Source organism: Nocardia sp. CDC153, from assembly GCF_035818515.1.
Lineage (GTDB): Bacteria > Actinomycetota > Actinomycetes > Mycobacteriales > Mycobacteriaceae > Nocardia.
In genome coordinates this window covers 573,289-592,563 of the sequence record NZ_JAYKYU010000003.1, presented here as the reverse complement: position 1 = coordinate 592,563, position 19,275 = coordinate 573,289, and the positions used below count along the sequence as shown (strand labels likewise).

General features: G+C 68.6%; 15 protein-coding genes. 5 read left to right on the top strand and 10 right to left on the bottom strand.

The genetic code is table 11. The features are described 5' to 3' along the window. Positions 1-78 precede the first annotated feature (78 nt). From VMT65_RS19290 to VMT65_RS19275, 4 genes are all read right to left on the bottom strand, one after another. Positions 79-843, bottom strand: a complete 765-nt coding sequence (locus tag VMT65_RS19290; protein WP_326309706.1) for an energy-coupling factor transporter transmembrane component T family protein — start codon at positions 841-843, stop codon at positions 79-81. Continuing rightward, the gene (locus VMT65_RS19285) at positions 840-2,909 is read right to left on the bottom strand and encodes an ABC transporter ATP-binding protein (protein WP_326310299.1); all 2,070 of its coding nucleotides are present in this window, start codon (positions 2,907-2,909) and stop codon (positions 840-842) included. Before VMT65_RS19285 ends, VMT65_RS19290 begins: the two co-directional genes overlap by 4 nt. Before the next feature lie 355 nt (positions 2,910-3,264). Next, positions 3,265-3,618, bottom strand: a complete 354-nt coding sequence (locus VMT65_RS19280) for a hypothetical protein (RefSeq protein ID WP_326309705.1) — start codon at positions 3,616-3,618, stop codon at positions 3,265-3,267. Positions 3,619-3,747: 129 nt separating this feature from the next. After that, positions 3,748-5,202 (bottom strand): flavin-containing monooxygenase, encoded by a 1,455-nt coding sequence (locus VMT65_RS19275; protein WP_326309704.1) that lies wholly within the window; start codon positions 5,200-5,202, stop codon positions 3,748-3,750. Between the two features lie 96 nt (positions 5,203-5,298). On the opposite strand from VMT65_RS19275, the gene VMT65_RS19270 reads away from it, so the two are divergent. Continuing rightward, entirely contained in the window at positions 5,299-6,366 is a 1,068-nt protein-coding gene (locus VMT65_RS19270) for an AraC family transcriptional regulator (protein WP_326309703.1), read from the top strand. On the opposite strand, the gene VMT65_RS19265 is transcribed toward VMT65_RS19270, so the two are convergent. The 4 genes from VMT65_RS19265 to VMT65_RS19250 all read right to left on the bottom strand — a co-directional run bounded on the left by VMT65_RS19265 (position 6,347) and on the right by VMT65_RS19250 (position 10,353). Next, complete coding sequence (locus tag VMT65_RS19265; protein WP_326309702.1) at positions 6,347-7,126, bottom strand: metallophosphoesterase; 780 nt, start codon at positions 7,124-7,126, stop codon at positions 6,347-6,349. The two genes, VMT65_RS19270 and VMT65_RS19265, sit on opposite strands and share 20 nt — an antisense overlap. A 134-nt stretch (positions 7,127-7,260) precedes the next feature. Continuing rightward, positions 7,261-8,043 (bottom strand): RluA family pseudouridine synthase, encoded by a 783-nt coding sequence (locus tag VMT65_RS19260; protein WP_326309701.1) that lies wholly within the window; start codon positions 8,041-8,043, stop codon positions 7,261-7,263. Between the two features lie 43 nt (positions 8,044-8,086). After that, positions 8,087-9,445, bottom strand: coding sequence for a WS/DGAT/MGAT family O-acyltransferase (locus tag VMT65_RS19255; protein WP_326309700.1), 1,359 nt, complete (start codon positions 9,443-9,445; stop codon positions 8,087-8,089). Between the two features lie 182 nt (positions 9,446-9,627). After that, on the bottom strand, positions 9,628-10,353 hold the full coding sequence (locus VMT65_RS19250; RefSeq protein WP_326309699.1) for a HalD/BesD family halogenase: 726 nt from the start codon (positions 10,351-10,353) through the stop codon (positions 9,628-9,630). Between the two features lie 225 nt (positions 10,354-10,578). Here VMT65_RS19250 and VMT65_RS19245 point away from each other — a divergent pair, with 225 nt between their 5' ends. After that, the gene (locus tag VMT65_RS19245; protein WP_326309698.1) at positions 10,579-11,433 is read left to right on the top strand and encodes an LLM class flavin-dependent oxidoreductase; all 855 of its coding nucleotides are present in this window, start codon (positions 10,579-10,581) and stop codon (positions 11,431-11,433) included. Positions 11,434-11,528: 95 nt separating this feature from the next. On the opposite strand, the gene VMT65_RS19240 is transcribed toward VMT65_RS19245, so the two are convergent. After that, on the bottom strand, positions 11,529-11,930 hold the full coding sequence (locus tag VMT65_RS19240; protein WP_326309697.1) for a hypothetical protein: 402 nt from the start codon (positions 11,928-11,930) through the stop codon (positions 11,529-11,531). A gap of 380 nt (positions 11,931-12,310) precedes the next feature. Between VMT65_RS19240 and ctaD the strand changes: the two genes are divergently transcribed. The 3 genes from ctaD (at position 12,311) to VMT65_RS19225 (ending at position 17,023) form a co-directional block, all read left to right on the top strand. After that, positions 12,311-14,047: an aa3-type cytochrome oxidase subunit I gene (gene ctaD / locus VMT65_RS19235; RefSeq protein ID WP_326309696.1), complete on the top strand. Its 1,737-nt coding sequence runs from the start codon at positions 12,311-12,313 to the stop codon at positions 14,045-14,047. A 161-nt stretch (positions 14,048-14,208) separates the two neighbouring features. Further along, positions 14,209-15,111, top strand: a complete 903-nt coding sequence (locus VMT65_RS19230; RefSeq protein WP_326309695.1) for a quinone oxidoreductase family protein — start codon at positions 14,209-14,211, stop codon at positions 15,109-15,111. 385 nt (positions 15,112-15,496) lie between these two features. After that, a complete protein-coding gene (locus VMT65_RS19225; protein ID WP_326309694.1) occupies positions 15,497-17,023 on the top strand; it encodes an AMP-binding protein in 1,527 nt (508 codons plus the stop codon). Here VMT65_RS19225 and VMT65_RS19220 read toward each other — a convergent pair. After that, entirely contained in the window at positions 16,978-19,239 is a 2,262-nt protein-coding gene (locus tag VMT65_RS19220) for a M28 family peptidase (protein WP_326309693.1), read from the bottom strand. The genes VMT65_RS19225 and VMT65_RS19220 overlap by 46 nt on opposite strands. Between the last annotated feature and the right edge of the window lie 36 nt (positions 19,240-19,275).

The following is a 19,275-nucleotide window of genomic DNA, read 5'->3' as shown; positions in this document are numbered from 1 at the left end:
GGAAGTCCAATCTCCATCAGGTTTTCTGACGGTAGCGCGCACCACCGACACTCCGAATAATTTTCGGCTCGAGTCGTACTAAAACAGCAGTTCGACAGCGACGCCCAGCCCGCACATCAAAGCCACCACCAGCAGCGCCACCGCGTCGGCGCGCCCGGGTGCGCCGGGGCGGGCGGTGAGCTCGCCGGTCCCGCCGCGGGTGGTGATGGCCTCGCCGAGTTCACCGGCGCGCCGGGTCGACACGGCCATGCTCGCGGTCAGAATGTCGACCAGCGGATTCTCGGCCGCGCGGTGCAGCAGCGAATCCTTGGGCCGCAGTTTGCGAGCCGCGCGCAGGATGCGCATCTCCTCGAGCAGCAGGGGCAGCCCGCGCAGGGTCAGGGCCACCACCACGGCCCACTCGTCGACCGGAACGGTGTGGCGGACGCCGTGGCGGGTCCAGCCGATCTTCTTCAGCGGCGCGCCGAGTTTGGCCAGCGCCGGGGCGATCTCACCCATCGGGGTGGTCCAGGCGACCAGGAACGAGGAGCCGAGCAACAGGAATCCGAACACGACGACCTGCGCGTATCGCAGCAGCGCCGAGGCGCCGACGGGCGCGTTGATGGCCGCGCCGATGGCGATGCCGATCCACACCATCCAGGGGAAGCGCGGCAGCGTGCCCAGGGGCAGCTTCGCGAGCAGAAAGACGCCGATGAGGAACACCGTGGCCAGGCCAAGCAGCCACCAGGACGGAACGAACATGAGCAGCAGGCTGAAGGCGAAGACGCCGATCATCTTGGTACCGGCCCAGAGTCGGTGCACCGGGCTGTCGACCGGGACCTCGCGCAGGACGACACTGCTCATCGGACGCCTCCGCGGACATCGTGGGTCGGGTATCGGGTTGCGGCGGAGTCGTTTTCGACCAGACGCCCGTCGCGTAGATGCACCGTGCGGTCGCACACCGCGGCCATGTCGGCGACATCATGGGAGATGACGATCAGGGTGAGACCCGAATCCCGTAGTCGGGCAAGCAGTTCCACCACCCCCGCGCGGCTCTCCGGATCGAGTCCGGCCAGCGGCTCGTCGAGCACCACCACCTGCGGGTGGCTGGCCACGATCGCCGCCAGCACCACCCGCTTGGCCTGGCCGCCGCTGAGCTCCTCGATGGACCGCGAGGCCAGCGCGCGATCCAGGCCCACCGCGTCGAGCGCCTTGGCGACCGCGTAGGTGCCGCGCCCGCCCCAGTCCTCGATCTCCTCGCCCACGGTCTGGCGCTGCAGCTGCAGGCGGGAATGCTGAAAGGCCAACTGCACGGCCCCGATTCGCTTGTGCACGGGCCGGGTGCGGGTGAACTCGCGCAGCTCGCAGGTGCCCGCCGTGGGTGTGGTGAGCCCGGCCATGATCCAGGCCAGGGTGGATTTCCCGGAACCGTTGCCGCCCACGACGAGCAGGGCCTCACCGCGCCGCACGCTCAGGTCGATGCCGTGCAGGGCCGGGGCCTCCCACGGGGTGCCGCGGTTGTATGTGTGTGCGACGCCGCGCAATTCGAGCACCGTGTCGCCCACGGGGCGGCGGCGCGGACCGCCGAGCGGGCGCGGCCAGGCGGGCAAATGCTCGACGGCGCGACCGCCCGCCAGGTGGACCACGCGGTCGGCGGCGGCCGCATCGGCCTCGTGATGGGTGACCAGCACGACCGCCATGGGGTGCCGTCGGGGCAGGGCCGCCAGCAGGGCGACCAGGTCGCGGCGGCCGTCCGGGTCGATCATCGAGGTGGCCTCGTCGGCGATGAGCAGGGTGGGCTGGCGGGCCAGGGCGGCGGCCACGGCCAGTCGCTGCTGCTGACCGCCGGACAGGGTGGAGGTCTCGCGACCGCCCATCCCGGCCAGGCCGACCTCCGCGAGCAGGCCCTCGATGTCCACTTCGGCGGCGTGGTCGGTGGGCAGGCCCCACACCACGTCATCGGCCACGAGCACGCCGAGGGTCTGGCTTTCGGGGCGCTGCAACACCATGGCGGTGCCGCCGCGCACGCCCAGGCCCGCCGCGCCCGGCCGGGTGACGGTGCCGGCGGTCGGCGGGCGGCCCGCGAGAATCCTGGTGAGCGTGGACTTTCCGGAGCCGTTGTGGCCGACGATCGCCACGAATTCGCCGATATCGACGGTCAGATCGATGCCGTGCAGGGCATCGGCGCGCGCCGTCGGATAGCGAAAGCCGACCTCCCGCAAGGTGACCGGCAGCGGCGCCACCGGCCGATCGTCGACGGGCGCGTCCAGCAGATCATTGCGGCCGGGCAGCCAGGTCAGCCGGTCCAGCACCGAACCCAGGACGAACCAGGAAAATACGCCGCTGGCCACCATCGCGGCAATGATGCCGCCGCCGACGAACGCCCACCACCAGTGCAGGACGGTATCGGTGAGGTCGGCGACCGCCCGGCCCAATGGCTCCAGCCAAGACTGCCGCGCGGCAAGGTTTTCCACGCCCTTGGCGGTATTGCGAATGGTGTCGAAGAGCAGATGCCGCGACCGGGCCAGCACCAGCAGCATGCCGACGGTCAAGGCGGCCATGATGGTTCCGGCCACCGCCGAGAGCGCCACCACCGCGGGCAGCCCGCCGCGCCTGCGCTTGACGGTCCCGATGATCCCCCCGATCACCGCGACCCCGACCAGGTTCTCCGCCGGGAGCAACCCGGCCGCCACGAAGGTGACCAGTGTTCCCGCGACGGTGGTCGCCAACTGCGTCCGGAATCGATAGCGATGCGCCAGCAACCCCATCGGCACCGCCGCCACCAACTGCAGCGCGGCCGCGAACGGCACCAGGGATCCGACGGTCACCAGCGCGACGGTCGCCCCGCCCAACACGGCCGCCGCCGCCAGCTCGATCGGCCGCAAAGCCCCCGTGGGCAACGCCACCCTGGAACTCCCGGCGCGGGACACGCCGACCTGTTCACTCAGGCCGCCGCGAATCCGGTACGAATCGGTCACGCCTACCAGTCTGCCGTGTCCGACCCCCTACCCACGGCGACCTCTCAACATCTCCACAGACTCGGGGCAGTATCGCCACGAGCCCGGATCGCCGACAGCCGAATGCCCGACCGCTCCGGCGATCTTCGTCAGTGCTGCTTCTGCTGCATGTAGGACGACCCCGTTTGGGCGACGTTGAAACCCTTGCTGAACAGGTTGAACAGGACGTTGATGATGTCGAGCATGATCGGTTCCTCACTGTCGATGTCTTGCGGATCATTTGTCGAAGGCGAGACCGCGGGGTGTGCGGGCTTGCCGCCCAGGCCGGTTATCGGTGCAGGTAGCAGTTGGTCTCGATAATCGCGCTGGGAGCCAGGTGTTCGGTCCAGCCGGTGGGGCCGACGAGGTGGACCGTGTCGGGCCAGGGGGAGTACGGGGTGCCCTGGGCGTCGTGGCCCGGGTAGGGGACGTAGGCCCAGTAGCAGGTGAGATTGCTCGCGGGCGGGGTGAAGACCCAGGTGTCGGCGGCGATGTCGGTGCCGACCGCCAGCTGGCGAATTTGCTGCTGCGCCAGGACATTCGGGTCGCCATTGCCGACATCCTCGACGGCCGCGTTCGCCACGCCCATCGTCACGACGGCGGCCGCCGCCCATGCCGACGCCACCCCGATCACACGCTTCATCCCCACCCGGTCCTCTGATCGAACGCCCACCGTCCCTGGACAAAGGGCGACGGCGAACTCTAGCAAGATCGCCGATCCCCACAGTAGGCCCACGAATAGGTCACCGAATCGGTCACCCGTTCAGACGGATCAGCCGCGGATTGGGGTGAAGGTGTAGTCGGGGAGGTGCAGTTTGCGGGTGCGGCGGCGGTAGCTGCGGGTGGTGCCGGGCCAGTTGTTGGTGATGCGGCCGGAGGCGGTGCGGTACCAGCTGGTGCAGAAGTTCCAGGGGGTGCGGGCCAGGCGTTGTTGGAGGGCGTCGTTGAAGGCGCGTTCGGGTTCGGGGCGGACCTCGAGGAAGGTGTGGGGGCGTTCGGCCAGCAGTTGGATGGCGTGGCGGATGTAGCGGGCCTGGGATTCGATCATGTAGATGATGGAGCCGACGCCCAAATTGGTGTTGGGGCCGTAGACCATGAAGAAATTGGGGAATTCGGGGACGGTGATGCCGAGGTAGGCGTGTGCGCCGCCCTCCCACACGTCGGACAGGTTGCGCCCGCCGCGGCCGCGAATCTTCATGGGCCACAGGAATTCCGTGCCCTTGAATCCGGTGCCGTAGATGATCACATCGGCCGGGTGCGTGACGCCGTCGGCGGTGCGGATGCCCTCGGGGACGATCTCGGTGATGGCGGTGGTCTCGACCTCCACATTGGGTTCGCACAGGGCGGGATAGAAGTCGTTGGAGAACAATCCGCGCTTGCAGCCGATGGGGTAGTCGGGTGTCAGCTTGGCGCGCAGCACCGGATCGGTGACCTGCTCCGCCAGATGCTTCTCGGCGATCCGCGAGACCATGCGCACGATGCCGGGAAACTCCACCAACCCCAGTGCGACGAATTCGGCGATGGCCCACCAGGAGAAGCGTTCGGCCACCGGCATTCCCGGAATCTCGACGAGAATCCGCTGATGCACCGGCTTGTAGTCGGTGTCGAACTTGGGCAGCACCCATGGCGCGGTGCGTTGGAAAACCGTCAAATGCGCGGCGCGCGGCTGGATTTCGGGTATGTACTGGATAGCGCTGGCCCCGGTGCCGATGCAGGCCACCCGCCTTCCGTCCAAGTCAACCGAGTGATCCCACTGCGCCGAATGGAACGACTCCCCGGCGAAGCGTTCGATCCCGGGTATGGCGGGCATGGCCGGTCGCGACAGCTGCCCGACCGCCGACACCAGGATGTCCGCGGTGCGGGTCACGCCGTCGGCGGTCGAGACCGTCCAGCGTCCGGTCGATTCGTCGAATTCCGCCTCGGTCACATCCGCCCCGAACACGATGGCGTCCAACAGCCCGTGCCGTTCGGCGACCCCGCGCATGTACGCCCAGATGTCCTCGCGGGTCGAATACCGCTGCCGCCACTTGGGTTTGGGCTCGCGGGAGAACGAGTACAGCGGGGACGGCACGTCGCAGGCCGCGCCCGGATAGGTGTTCTCCCGCCACACCCCGCCCAGGTCGGCGGCCTTCTCGAGGATGGTGAACTCACCGAAGCCATTGCGCTGCAACTCGATCGCCATGCCGAGTCCGCCGAATCCGGCGCCGATGATGATGACCGACGGCATTGTGGTGCTCCTCACATCGAAGGTCCCTTCTCACTGTAGGAGCGGGCGTCCGATTTAGTGGGCGAGAAGATCGAGAATTTCGGCCATAATCAGGCTATGAGCACTGTGCAGGAGGCGGGGATCAGGGACTGGGATTTCCCGCGCGGCGTGGCGAGTGTGGCGCTCATGGTGGGCTTCGCCCGCGAACACGGGGTGGCGACGGCGCGCATGCTGGCGGGCAGCGGCCTCACCGAGAAACAGCTGGCCGACCCGGACGCGCAGATCGACGCGCACACCGAACTCGCCGTCATTCGGAATCTTGTGCGCGAGTTGGGGCCGCGCCCGAACCTGGGCCTGGAGGTGGGGCGGCGGTATCGCATCTCCACCTTCGGCATCTTCGGATTCGCCTGCGTCAGCAGCCCCACCCTCGGCGAGGCCATCTCCTTCGCGCTGCGCTACCTGGAACTCAGCTTCACCTTCTGCATACCGGCGGCCCGCTGGCAGCCGGGCGAATTCGTCGCCCGCATCCACGATGAGCGGGTGCCCGCGGATGTGCGGCGCTTCCTGGTGGAACGCGATGTGACGGCCATGCACCAGGTGCTCTCGGATCTGCTCGGCCACCGCGTCGAACTGCTGCGCGCCGACTTCGACTTCCCGGCCCCGCCCAGCCTGGACCTCTACACCGAGATCTACGGCCTGCACCCGCATTTCGACCAGCCGCACACCACCTTCTCGCTCGACCCGGCCGTCCTGGAGCAGCCGCTGCCGCAGGCCAACGAGCACACCTGGGCCATGTGCCTGGCACAGTGCCGGGACCTGGTGTCGCGCCGGCGTTCCCGCACCGGCATCGCGGCCGAGGTGCGCGGTCGCCTGGTCCCGCGCGGCGGGGTGGACGGTTTCGCGGTGCCACCCGGAATCGACGCCGTGGCAAGGGATCTCAATATGAGCACCCGCACGCTGCGCCGCCACCTGGACGCCGCGGGCACCAGCTACCGGCAGCTGCTCGACGAGGTGCGGCGCGCGCTGGCGGAGGAAATGCTCACGGCCACACCGCTGTCGGTCAGCGATGTGGCGATCCGGCTGGGCTACGCGGAGGCGTCCACGTTCATTCACGCCTTCAAACGCTGGACCGGCACCACCCCGTCGGTCTACCGGCACGGCGCGTTCACTCCGCCGGTTCGCTGAGCCAGCCGCCCATGGCGACCGGCCGGAACATCGACAGCAGTCCGGCATCGGTGATCGAGTGGAACACCAGCGACGGGTCGGGTGCGAAGTCGATCGGCACGTGTCCCGGTGCGGCCGTTTCCCATTCGCAGCCGATGGTGGAGGAGACGCTGGGGGCCACGATCAGCGGCTTGCCCGCGAAGCTCGTCATGAGCCCGGCGTGCACGTGGCCGGTGAGGACGGCGGCGATGCGCGCGTCGCCCGCCACGATCTCGGCCAGGCGCTCGGGATTGGTGAGGCGAATCGGATCCACCACGGTGGACTGCACGGCGACCGGCGGATGGTGCATGGCCACCAGCACCACATCGTCGGCGGCGGTCCGCTCGAGCGCGTCCTCGAGGAACGCGTAGGTCACCTCGTCGAGATGGCCCTCGGGCTTGCCGGGAATGCTGGAGTCCAACAGGACCACGGTCACGCCGTCGCCGCGGTGCACGGCATTGATGGGTTCGTAGCCGGGATCCTGGCCGAAGAGCACCTGGCGCAGGTTGCCGCGGTCATCGTGATTGCCGGGGAGCACGAGGACCGGCACCTCGGAGGCGAGCGCCAGACGCGCCTGCTGATACTCCTCGACCTCACCCTCGTCGGCGATATCGCCGGTGACGATGATGAGGTCCGGTCGCTGCGGCAGCTCGGCGAGAAAGGCCATGACCCGTTCCACGCGTTCGACATTGCGTGCGCCCATATTGAAATGGGTGTCACTGAGCTGAGCCACCAGAACCATCGGCGTTCGCTTTCTCTGAAGGGCCGCGACATTGCGCCCGGCGGTGCCGCCGCACCGCGGTCACCCCCATGAGGCTAATTGACCTGCCCGGATGTGCGCCGGTGAGACCCGCCACCCAATATAGCGAAGCAATATCAATGCCCGGTCGGTGTGGCCCGCGCCATGAGTTCGCTTGCGCTGCTCAACAGTTGCCGCGGGTCCGCGGTGAGCGCCGCCGACACCGGTTGCCAGAAATCCGCTCCCGGCTCGGCCTCGAGTTCCAGCAGACCGTCCGGCCGCCACGACGCCGCCAGCGCCAGCCGCCACGAATGCAGATGGGTGCGCGCGTGCGCGCCGGATTTGTCGAAGAGCGGATCGCCGACGATGGGGTGACCGATCCAGGCCAGGTGCACGCGAATTTGATGCCGCCGACCGGTGATCGGGCGCAGCGCCAACACGGTGTGCGCATCCGTGCGGGCGACGGTGGTGAATTCGGTGACCGACGGATAGTTCTTGCCCGCGAGCACCTCCTGCTCGTCGACCAGCCAGGTGTCGCCCGCGCGGCGAATGCTCTCGCGGGGTGCGGCGATGCGGACCCGGTTCTTGCGGCCGACGCTCAAGGGCAGGTCGATGACGCCGTGCTCGGGCAGACCGGTGGATTCGGTGACGGCCAGATAGGCCTTCTCGGCCGTGCGCTTGGTGAACTGCCGGGTGAGCTCACCGTGCGCGGGCAACTGCTTGGCGAGCAGCACCAGACCCGAGGTGACCTTGTCGATGCGATGCACCGGGTACAGCGTCTCGCCCTGTGCCGCGGCCATTTCCACGATGTCGGTGTCGTGGCGCTCGCCGGTCACCGAGATGCCGGCGGGCTTGTTCAAGGCCAAGACCGCCGCATCCTCGAGAATCAGGCTCTGTTCCCGCAGTTTGGACCATTCCACCGGCCCAGCCTAATGAGCCCTCAGGCGGTACCCGATACGCCCTTCACGCGGTGGCCCTTTCCAGCTCGGCCAGACCGCTCTCCAAATGGTCGATCATGCGATCCAGATCCGGCACGGTCCGTCGGCAGCCGACCAGTCCGAAATCGAGATTGTCGCCATTGGTGGTCAGCGTGATGTTCATGGCCTGCGATTCGAACGGAATCGAGAGCGGGTAATTGGCGTCCAGCCGCGCGCCCTGCATATAGACAGGTTTCCGCGGTCCGGGCACATTCGAGATCACCAGATTGAACGGCATTCGCGGCAACGCCTCGAATCCGGGCAGCAGCGAGACCCCGAGCGGCGTCATCAGCGCGGCCGACAACGCCATGGCCTCCAGCTTCGGCAATTGCGTGAACACCTGTTTGGCCTCGCGCATGGACGTGCTGATGACCCGCAGCCGCTCGGCCGGATCGGCGATGTGGGTGCCCAGATTCGCCAGGCAGGCCGCGACCATATTGCCCTCGGCGGTATCGGATTCGGCGGCGCTGCGAATATTCACCGGCACCATGGCGATCAGCGGCTCGTCCGGCAGCGCGTCCCGCTCCAGCAGATACGACCGCAGCGCGGCGGCGCTCATGGCCAGCACCACGTCATTGACGGTGGCCCCGGTGGTCGACCGCACGGCATTGATCCGCTCCAACGGCCAGGACCGCACCGCGATGCGCCGGGCCCCGCCGATGGAGGTGTTGAACAGGGTGCGCGGCGCGGTCATCGGCAGGGTGAGGCGTCCGTCGAGCACGCCCCGCAACGGTGCGGCGATCGACCCGGTGGCCCGCAGCATGCGGGGGACGGCCCGGCGCAGTTGCGCCCAAGGGCTTTCGGGTTCGACGGTGTCGTCGCGGACCGGCGGCGGCGTGCCCCACGGGACGTTCAGCCGGGTGTCGAACGGATCGTCGGTGAGGGTGCGCTGCAGCAGCCGCATGGCCGAGACGCCGTCGATGAGGGCGTGATGCATTTTCATGTAGACCGCGAAGCGCCCGTCGTCCAGACCCTCGATGAGCCGGGCCTCCCACAGCGGGCGGTGCCGGTCCAGCAGGATGCCGTGCAGGCGCTCGGTGAGGTCCAGCAGATCCGCCAGCCCACCGGGTGCGGGCAGGGCCGATCTGCGCAGGTGGTAGCCCATGTCCACGGTGTCGGCATGCGACCACGCGAGGCTGGAGAACCCGCCCAGCAGGCGACTGGGTTGGCGGCGGAATCGAGGGCGCACCTCGGAGGCGGCGGACATGGCCGCGAAGAGTTCCCGGGTGTACTCGGGTCCGGCGTCCTCGGGCGGTTCGAACAGTTGCAGGCCGCCCACGTGCATGGGGTGTTCGCGGGATTCGATGGCCAGGAAGATCGCGTCGAGAGGATTGAGAAGGTCCATGGGGGTCGCCTAAAGCGGGAGGGCAGAACTGCCCGGAGCGGACACGGTGCGGCGACACTGCCCCCCGCTGTGTTAACGATGAATCAAGTTACCACTCTATATGATTCGCGTTACCCCTATCGGATGAGCGCAAACGCACAGCAGCGGCGACGCGCCCGGTCCGGGATCGTGCCGACCGCTTGCTACCGCGGTGCGAGTTCGGCCTCCCGCCGCGCCTGTTCGCGCTCGGCGTCGGTGCGCGAGGCGAAGGCGAGAGAGACCGTGGTGCGGCGGCCGTTCACGAACGGGTGCACCCGGTGCAGGGTGGTGTCGGCGCGCATCAGATACAGGTCGCCGGGATGCAGTTCCCACGAGTGAATCGGGTTGCGCGTCAAGGTCCGATACACATCGGCGTGGTCCCAGTCGCGGCGGGTGTGGGCCACCGTCTGCACGAAGCCGCCGTCGGACAGCGGCGGGCATTCCACCAGCAGGATGAGGGCGAAAGCGAAGTCGTCCCAATGCCATTGGCCGATCGCGTCGTCGTGGTGCAGGCGACTGACGGTGTAGCGGGTGGCGTCGGGGCAGGGCAGCACGGGCTCGGCCGTGATCACGGAGAGGCTGTGCCGCAAGGGTTCACAGTCGTAGAGCCCCGGAATGCAGGACGCGTGCGCCGCCACCTCCTGCTGGGTCAGATCGATGCGCTGGCGCGCGGTGCCCTCGCCCTCGGGCAGCAGTTCGCCCCACTGCCGGTGATGGTCGAGCAGGGCCAGCGCCTCGGCGGCCATCATGCGTTTGACCCGGTGCGGCAGCAGGAAGCCCAGGCGCGCTATTCCGGTCTCCGCCAACCGGTTCCGCGCGTGCCGCAGGGCCGATGGGTCGACCTTCCGCAGGTGTTTGTGCGCCATATCGATCGTGCTGTGAACCTGCACCCCGCACGTCCTTTCACCGGCCGCCTCGCGCGCGGCCCGAGTGCCGAAAAGACCGGGCCGCGCCCCCGTCGGCCCGCTCTCGATTGTAATTCGTTGGCGGGCAACGACTATGGATTCGGATTGCCGGTTGATCACGATCTGAAACGGAGATGGTCAACGGGACTCGCCGAGCCGACGCGGGATGGCCCGAACCGGTCGAACCCGGCGGGTAGCTTGATATTCGCTATGGCGGATTACGGGCATGAGCTCAGGTTCGGAATCTTCGTTCCGCCCGAGGCGGCACGCGGGCGTGCGCTGCTGCGCCTGGTTCGCCACGCCGACGACGCCGCGCTGGAAGTGCTGGCGGTACAGGATCATCCGTATCAACCGGCCTTCCTGGACACCTGGACCCTGCTGTCCTACCTGGCCGCCGTCACCCGGAACCTGACCCTCATGCCCGCGGTCGCGAATCTGCCGCTGCGCCCGCCCGCCGTGCTGGCCCGCAGCGCCGCCAGCCTGGATCTGCTCAGCGGGGGTCGCGTCGAGCTCGGGTTGGGCGCGGGCGCGTTCTGGGACGCCATCGAGGCGATGGGCGGCACCCGGCGCGGCCCGGGGCAGGCGTTGGCCGCCCTGCGCGAGGCCATCGGCATGCTGCGCGCCCTCTGGGGCGAGGGGGAACGCTCGCAGCTGGCGGGCGAGTTCTACCCCCTGCGCGGCGCGAAACCTGGTCCGCCCCCGGCGCATTCGATCGGCATCTGGCTCGGCGTCTACGGCCCGCGCGCCCTCCGCCTCACCGGTGAGCTCGCCGACGGCTGGCTCGGTAGCTACAGCTACGCCCCACCCGGCCGCCTCCCCGACCTGATGTCCGCCATCGACACCGGCGCTCGCGAAGCGGGCCGAGTACCCGCCTTGATCCGCCGCGCCTACGTCATCGACCCCACCATGACCCCCGCCCAACTCACCGAAGTGGCCCTGTCCCAGGGCATCAGCGAATTCCTGCTCCCGGTCGACCCGGACGGCGAAGAACCCGTCCACCACTTCGCCACCGAAACCGTCCCAGCCGTCCGCGCCGCGGTGGCCGCCGCCCGCGCCGGACACTGAGGGGTTTCGGAGGGCAGCGCCCTGAGAAGGTTCGGGGCAGCGCCCCGAGATTCACGGGGGTTCGGGGGCGAAGCCCCTGAGAGTCACGAGAGTTGTTATCGAGTCCCGAAGAAGCGGTTGTGCATGATCTGGCGGATGGGGGAGAGGATGCCGTCGAAGGTGACGCGATCGGACCGGACGGTGTGCAGGCTGGTGTCGCCGCGCTTGGGATCCTCGCAGATCACGCGGAGTTTCTTCCCGCTGTCCTGGCCACGGCCAAGGGTCAGCGCGACCGTCCCGTCGGCGCCGACGGTGCCCCACGGCCCGCTGACGTCGGCGGCCGCGATCTGGCAGCGGTTGCCCGGCTTCTCGCCGGTGACGCGCGCGGTCACCTCGGCGCGGCCGTGGATGACGGCCTTGGGTTCGTCGGTGGCGGTGGCGGCGCCCGCGGCGAGCAGGGTGCCGAGGGTGCCGACCACGGCGACGGTGGCAATGCGGGCGCGGAGCGAGCGAGACATGGTGGTGATAATGAAGCCTGACCTATGAGGTTTTCGTGACGTCAGCGGATGAACTGCCGTTGAACAACGCACCAAAACTGGTTCCAGCCGGTCGGTTTCGCTGGATGTCGAGCTGACCCCCACGGCCAGGACCCTACTCGATGCGCGCCCCGATGCCAGGATTGCACGCCGGGTGCGTCGAACCCGCGCGCCGCCCGCCCGCGGCCGACCGGAAGGCCGCCGACATCCCGGCGATAGCCCTGCAGTATCTTGCAGTTCGATCCCGATTCGCTCCACCCGGAGTGTTTTCGGCGAAGATCTATTTGCTGTAGGTACGCTGTGCGCCGTTCTATGTGCCCCGATTGGTAGAGCTGGACGGAACCCCTCCCGAGGAGGACGTGGTGACAGCAGTTGCTCCAAAGCCCGAACAGAATGTGGACTGGGCGCGCCCGTTTCCCGCGCGACGCGGTCTGAAGGGCTCGTTCATCTACAAGGCGATCACCACGACCGACCCGAAGATGCTCGGGATGATGTACCTGACCACCGCCATCACCTTCTTCCTGATCGGCGGGATCATGGCGCTGCTCATGCGCGCCGAGCTGGCGCGCCCGGGCTTGCAGTTCCTCTCGACCGAGCAGTTCAACCAGCTGTTCACCATGCACGGCACGATCATGCTGCTGTTCTACGCGACCGCCATCGTCTTCGGTTTCGCGAATGTGGTGCTGCCGTTGCAGATCGGCGCGCCCGACGTCGCCTTCCCGCGCTTGAACGCGCTGAGCTACTGGCTGTATCTGTTCGGCGCGAGCATGGCCACCGCCGGATTCCTCACCCCGAACGGCGCGGCCGACTTCGGCTGGACCGCGTACACCCCGCTGTCGGACATCGTGCACTCGCCCGGCGTCGGCGGTGACCTGTGGATTCTGGGTCTGGCGGTCTCCGGTCTGGGCACCATCCTCGGCGGCGTCAATATGATCACCACGGTGGTCTGCCTGCGCTGCCCGGGCATGACGCTGTTCCGCATGCCGGTGTTCACCTGGACCATCTTCGTGACGAGTTTCCTTATCCTGGTGGCCTTCCCGATCCTGACCGCCGCGCTGTTCGGCCTGGCCTACGACCGCCACCTCGGTGGGCACATCTACGACGCCGCCAATGGCGGGGCGATCCTGTACCAGCACCTGTTCTGGTACTTCGGCCACCCGGAGGTGTACATCATCGCGCTGCCGTTCTTCGGCATCGTGTCCGAGGTCTTCCCGGTCTTCAGCCGCAAGCCGATCTTCGGCTACACCACCCTGGTCTACGCGACCTTCGCCATCGCGGCGCTGTCCATCGCGGTGTGGGCGCACCACATGTACGCCACCGGTGCCGTTCTGCTGCCGTACTTCTCGTTCATGACCTTCCTCATCGCGGTCCCGACCGGTGTGAAGTTCTTCAACTGGATCGGCACCATGTGGCGCGGTCAGCTCACCTTCGAGACGCCCATGCTGTTCGCGTGCGGGTTCATCGTGACGTTCCTCTTCGGCGGGCTCACCGGCGTGCTGCTGGCCTCGCCGCCGCTGGACTTCCACGTCTCGGACTCGTATTTCGTGGTGGCGCACTTCCATTACGTGCTCTTCGGCACCATCGCCTTCGCGACCTACTCGGGCATCTACTTCTGGTTCCCCAAGATGACGGGCCGCATGCTCGACGAGCGGCTCGGCAAGTGGCACTTCTGGACCACCTTCGTCGGCTTCCACACCACCTTCCTGGTGCAGCATTGGCTGGGTAACCAGGGCATGCCGCGCCGCTACGCCGACTACCTGCCCAGCGACGGATTCACCTCGCTGAACACCATTTCCACCATCGGATCGTTCATCCTCGGCGCGTCGGTGCTGCCGTTCGTGTGGAACGTCTTCAAGTCCTACCGCTACGGCGAACCGGTCACCGTGGACGATCCGTGGGGCTACGGCAACTCGCTGGAGTGGGCGACCTCCTGCCCGCCGCCGCGGCACAACTTCTACGAGCTGCCGCGCGTCCGCTCCGAGCGCCCGGCGTTCGAGTTGCACTACCCGCACATGGTCGAGCGCATGCGCGCCGAGGCCCACGTCGGTTGGGGCTCGAAGCATCACGCGGTCGTCGAGCACGAGAAGGTCGACAGCTAGCCCACCCCGCACGCCAGCGCGGCGGTCGTCTCCGGACGACCGCCGCGCTTTTTTATGCCCCTACCAGCGTGTTCCGGGTGGGGTGAAATTTAGGTTTGACACACGAAACCGTATAGGCCTAAATTTAGGTCCAACATAAGAAATGAGGAAAGGCAGTACCGATGCGCAAGATTCAGTTCTCCGGCCGCCGCGCCGACCTGGTCACCGCCGCGGAGCTCACGCCCGGTCCGGGGCAACTGTTGGTGCGCACCGAGTTGGCGGGTGTGAGCGTCGGGCTGGTGCGAATGCTGGAACGCGGCGCGGGCGGACCCGATGGCGGCGAGATCGTCGGGACGGTCGTGGCGGCCGCGCCGGAGCTGGCCGAATGGGTCGGAAAGCGGGTCGGGGGAGTGGTTTTCGAGGGTGCGTATGCCGAATACGCCCTCGCCGCACCGCCATTGATGACCGAGATTCCGGACGGGGTCGAGGCCGCCGACGCGTTGGCGATGGTTCGCGGCGGTGTCATCGCGTTCGGGCTGTTGCGGACCGCCCGCTTTGCCGCGGGGGAGTCGGTGCTGGTCACGGGCGCGGCCAGCGGCGTCGGTCACCTGGCCGTGCAGTTGGCGAAGGCGCTCGGCGCGGGACGGGTGATCGCGGCGGTCGGGTCCGCGGACAAGGCCGAGTTCCTGCGCGACTGCGGTGCGGACGAGGTGCTCACCTACGTGCGGGACTGGACCGAGAAGGTCGATATCGTCCTCGACGGCGTCGGCGGTGACATGGTGCAGCGCGGCGTGGAAACCCTTGCCCCGCACGGCCGTCTGATCGCCTTCAGCGCCTACGGCGGCAGCGTCGATGCCAATACGCTGCTCGCCGAGTTGAAGACCGTCACCGGTTTCTCGATGGGTCTGCTGAGCCGCACCCTGCCCGGCCTGCTCGACGAATGGCGCGCCGAACTGTGGACGCTCTTGGCCGAGGGGCGAATCCGCCCGCGCCACACCGTGCTTCCGCTGGCGCGAATCGACGCCGCGGTCGAACTCGTCGAAACCCGCCGCAACCTGGGGCGAGTCGCGGTGTATACGGCATGAGAGCCGCACCGTGCGCGCCCCAGCTGCCGCAGCGTCCCAGAAGTTAGGACAAGTAACCGATACCGCTCGGGGAATGGCTTGGCTACCGTAGGTTTTCGGGGTCGGATCCCTCTCCGACCCCGATCCCGGCACACCTGCCCCGGGAACCGTCCGGCCACTGCCCGGTCCGGCGGACAGAATCGGCCCGATGCGACCCCGTATCGGGCCGATCTCGTGGGTGCCGCGCGGGTTTGATCGCATGTCCACATAACGCCTGATCATCGACTCTTCGCGGCGCGCGGGAATAGCGCCGGACTTGCTGCTCCGGTGCTGTACTGTCCGCAGTCGGAGCGCGAAACCGCCGCGCTCCGGCGCAATCCGCAGGTCTCGACCCTCGGGAGGGACAATGCTCGCCGATTCTCCGGATGTTTGCGAAAACGCACCGGCATTCGACGGCCGCACCACCGAGTCCGCCCGCTCCGGCGACTCCACGTTCGATTGGCAGCGAAAGCTACGCCAATGGAACGACACCAGCACGGCCGTCGCGCTGACGCTACCCCAGCTGCTCAGCCGCGCCGCGTCCTACGATCCGGAGGCCCCGGCCGTGGTCTGCGGGTACCTCACCCTCACCTACCGCGAGCTGTCCGAGCACGCGAACAGCTTGGCGCGCAGACTGATCGGCGCGGGCATCGGCCCCGAGGATGTGGTCGCCGTGGCGCTGCCGCGCTCCCCGGCCTGGGTGGTGGCGGTGTGCGCGGTCGCGCACGCCGGGGCCGCCTTCCTCTCGGTGGACCCGGACACGCCGCCTGCCCGCATCGCGCCGATCCTCGCGGATTCCGGTGCGGTCGCCGGGATTACGACCGACTACCGGCGCGACCAACTGCCGGTATTGGGCGGTTTGGGCTGGATGGCCGTGGATCCGGTGGTACCCCGGGACGGCGACGATCCGGCAGTGCTCGACGCGCGAGCCCGCGCGCTGGTGGCCGGGGGCGCGCACGCGCCGCTCGCCCGGACCAGCGGTGAGAGCGCCCCGGGGACGGGCGGGGTGTTCTCGGCCCCGCTGGCGGCGCCGGTCGCCGATGCCGAGCGGGTGCGGCCACTGCGGCTGCAGCATCCGGCGTATGTCGTCTACCCGCAGGCGTCGAGCGGAATCGTGCGCGGCGCGACCATCACCCACGCCGGGCTCGCCAATCTCGTGGTCACCCAGGCGCAACGCTGCGATACCGATCCGGACGCCCGGGTGTTGGCCGCGGCCGCGCCGGGCCGCGACACCGCGGTGTGGGAACTGTTGCTGGCCTTGGCTTCCGGGGCGGCCCTGGTGCTGGCCCCGGCCGGACCCTACGCGGGCGCGGATCTCTACGAGCTCATGGCCGACGCCGAGGTCACCCACGCGGTCTTGACCCCGCACATTCTCGCCACCCTGCCCGGTGCCGAGCCGCTGCCGCAGCTGCGGCTGCTCGCTACCACGGGCGCGCCCTGCCCGCCCAAGCTGACCGGAATCTGGTCGGCCGGACGGTCGTTCGTGACCGGGTACGGCTGGGCCGAGGCGGGCATGTGCGCCACCATGAGCCGACCCCTGGGCGCGGCGGCGCAGCATGCCGCGGTGTCCATCGGCGGACCGGTGGTCGGCGGGCGCTGCTATGTGCTGGACGAGAAGATGAATCTGCTGCCGCCCGGCGTGGTCGGTGAGATCTATGTGGCCGGAGCGGGATTGGCGCGCGGCTACCACCACCGTTCCGGACTCACCGGCGGCCGATTCGTGGCCGATCCCTACGGCCGCCCCGGCGAGCGGATGTTCCGCACCGGCGAACTGGGCTGCTGGCGCGGCGACGGTGAGCTGGACCATCATGGGCGGCTCGGGTCGGTGCCGATCGGTCAGCTCGTCGGTTACGGCAGTGCGAGCGTGCTGAATACGGCCGCCTCACTGTCCTGACGGTAGTAGTGGTCGTCGGGCAGTTTCGGCAGTGCGTCCAGGTGGGAGTCCGGTAGCCAGGAGTAGTCGGCCAGCCGCAGCGTGCGCGGACCGGCCGGGGCCACCAGCTCCACCTCGATGCCCTCGGCCGGGACGGCGTAGCAGTGAAAACCCGTGGCGGGCACCGGCGTGATCGCACGTCCCGCGACCCGCAGCGAGGTGAGGTCGGCGTCCCAGCGCAGATCGACGCGGGGTGCGCCGCGCGGTGAAGTCAGCCGCAGGCGCAGGGTTCGCTGACCGGAATCGGTGGTGTCGGAGAGTATCTCGGCCTTCGGCGCGGAGAGTTGTTGCACCGGAGCCGGTCCGCTCGACACCACGCGGTCGGACAGGCCGGTGTACTTGGGGTCCGGGTCGGCGGCGGTGACGAAGGCGCGGGTCCAGTCGTCGGGTGCGAGCGCCGAGATCCACTGTGCTTGCCCCTTGTCCGCATCGAGCGCGTAGTCCAATTGGGTTCGGCGCGGATGCTGGGCGTCGAAGGTGTCGACGGCCAGCCCGGCGGCGGTGAGCGCGCAGACGATCGCGACCGCGGTGAGCGGAATCGGCCAGGCGCGGCGCGGCGGCCAGGAGTGCGCCGGTGCCAGCAACAGCAATCCGCCCAGCAGCACGATGACGGGCGCGGTCAGATACGGCGCGGTGGCCAGCCCGGATTGCAGGCCGGACCAGGCGGACAGACCCAGGAAAACGGCTGCGGGCAGCAGGAATACGGTGATCAGCGGCAGTCGCCAACGCTCCGGCACCACGAACGCGAGCGCCACGCCCACGGCCGCGGCGCAGGCCGGTACGACCAGGAGCGCGGCGGCGGCGGGAGCGGCGGCCGCGAACACCGCGCCGATCACCGCCACGCCCGTCAGCAGTCCGACCGGTGCCGCGGTGGATCCGAAAACCCTGCGCGCGAACACATACCAGGCCAGCAGCAGCGTGACGGACACGAAAAGCACGGCGGCTTGGAAGAATCCGGAACGATAGGGGTCGACCGGCCCGGTCGCGTAGTCCGGTCGAATCGCCTGCATCAGCGCCCACCACCCGAACGTGACGACCATGGCGAATGGCACCGTCAGCATCGCGGTGAGGGCCGCGAGTGCGATGCGCGGCAGACTCGCCTCGCCGGTGCGCCGCACCTGCCGAATCGTCCACGCCACCGCGAGCACCAGCAGCACCGCCAGCGCGATGATCACCCAGACCGGCACCACGACCAGCACACCGAACGGGAGCGGGAAGAACGCCGGATTCGAACCGTCCGCGGTGTCCCGCAGATCCGCGTTCCCGAACTCGTGTATCTGGGACAGGGTGTTCTGGCCGAGCTGTTGCAGCGTGGGCAGATGCACGTGGGACGGATCGTCGAGCCGGTTGTGGTAGTACGCGCTCGAGCCGGTGTACGCCCAGTCCAGCACCCGCAGCCCACCGGGTCGGAAGGCCGTGAAATCGGAGTTGCTGGAGGTCGCGTCGCCCGCCATGGCGGTGGTGAGCGAATCGGTGTTCGGATTCGGAACCGCCTGCGCCACCGCCTCGATCAGGCCACCCTCGGGCCGGGTGAGCCGCCACAGCAGAGACGGTCCGCCGGTGCCGCGCGCCTCGTGATTGATGACCACGCCGTGCTCGCGGTCGTAATCACCGGACGCCACAAAGGCTTCCGCGCCGAGCAGTCCGGGTTCCTCACCGTCGGTGAGCAAGACGACCAGGTCGTTGCGCAATGCGTTGGCACCGCCCGCGCGCAGTGCGCGAACCGATTCCAGGACGGCCGCGACGCCCGCCCCGTCATCGTTCGCGCCCGGTGCGGACGGCACGGAATCGTAGTGGGCGACAAGGTAAACCGTGCCGGTCGAGTCCTTGCCCGGGAACCGGCCCACAATATTGTGGACCAGGCCGATATTGGGATCGTCATCGAGCAGTCCGACGGGAAACCGCCCGACACCCGTGCGAATCTCGGTCTGCGCCCCGAGTTTTCGCAGCTGGTCCGCGAGCAGGTCGCGGACCCGATCGTGTTCGGCGGTCCCGACCGGATGCGGCTGCCGGGCGATGGCGTCGATCGTGGTGAATGCCCTTGTCGCACTGAACACATCCGCCGGTGCGTCCGCGTCCCGGTAGCCGTGCGGCTGTTGCGCCCACGCGGTGGCCACCACCACCGCGATCAGCAGCGCGAATGCCAACAGTCCCTGCAGCCCTCGTCCCACCCGCATGATCCCACCCTACGCAGGCGGTGATCATGCCCCGGA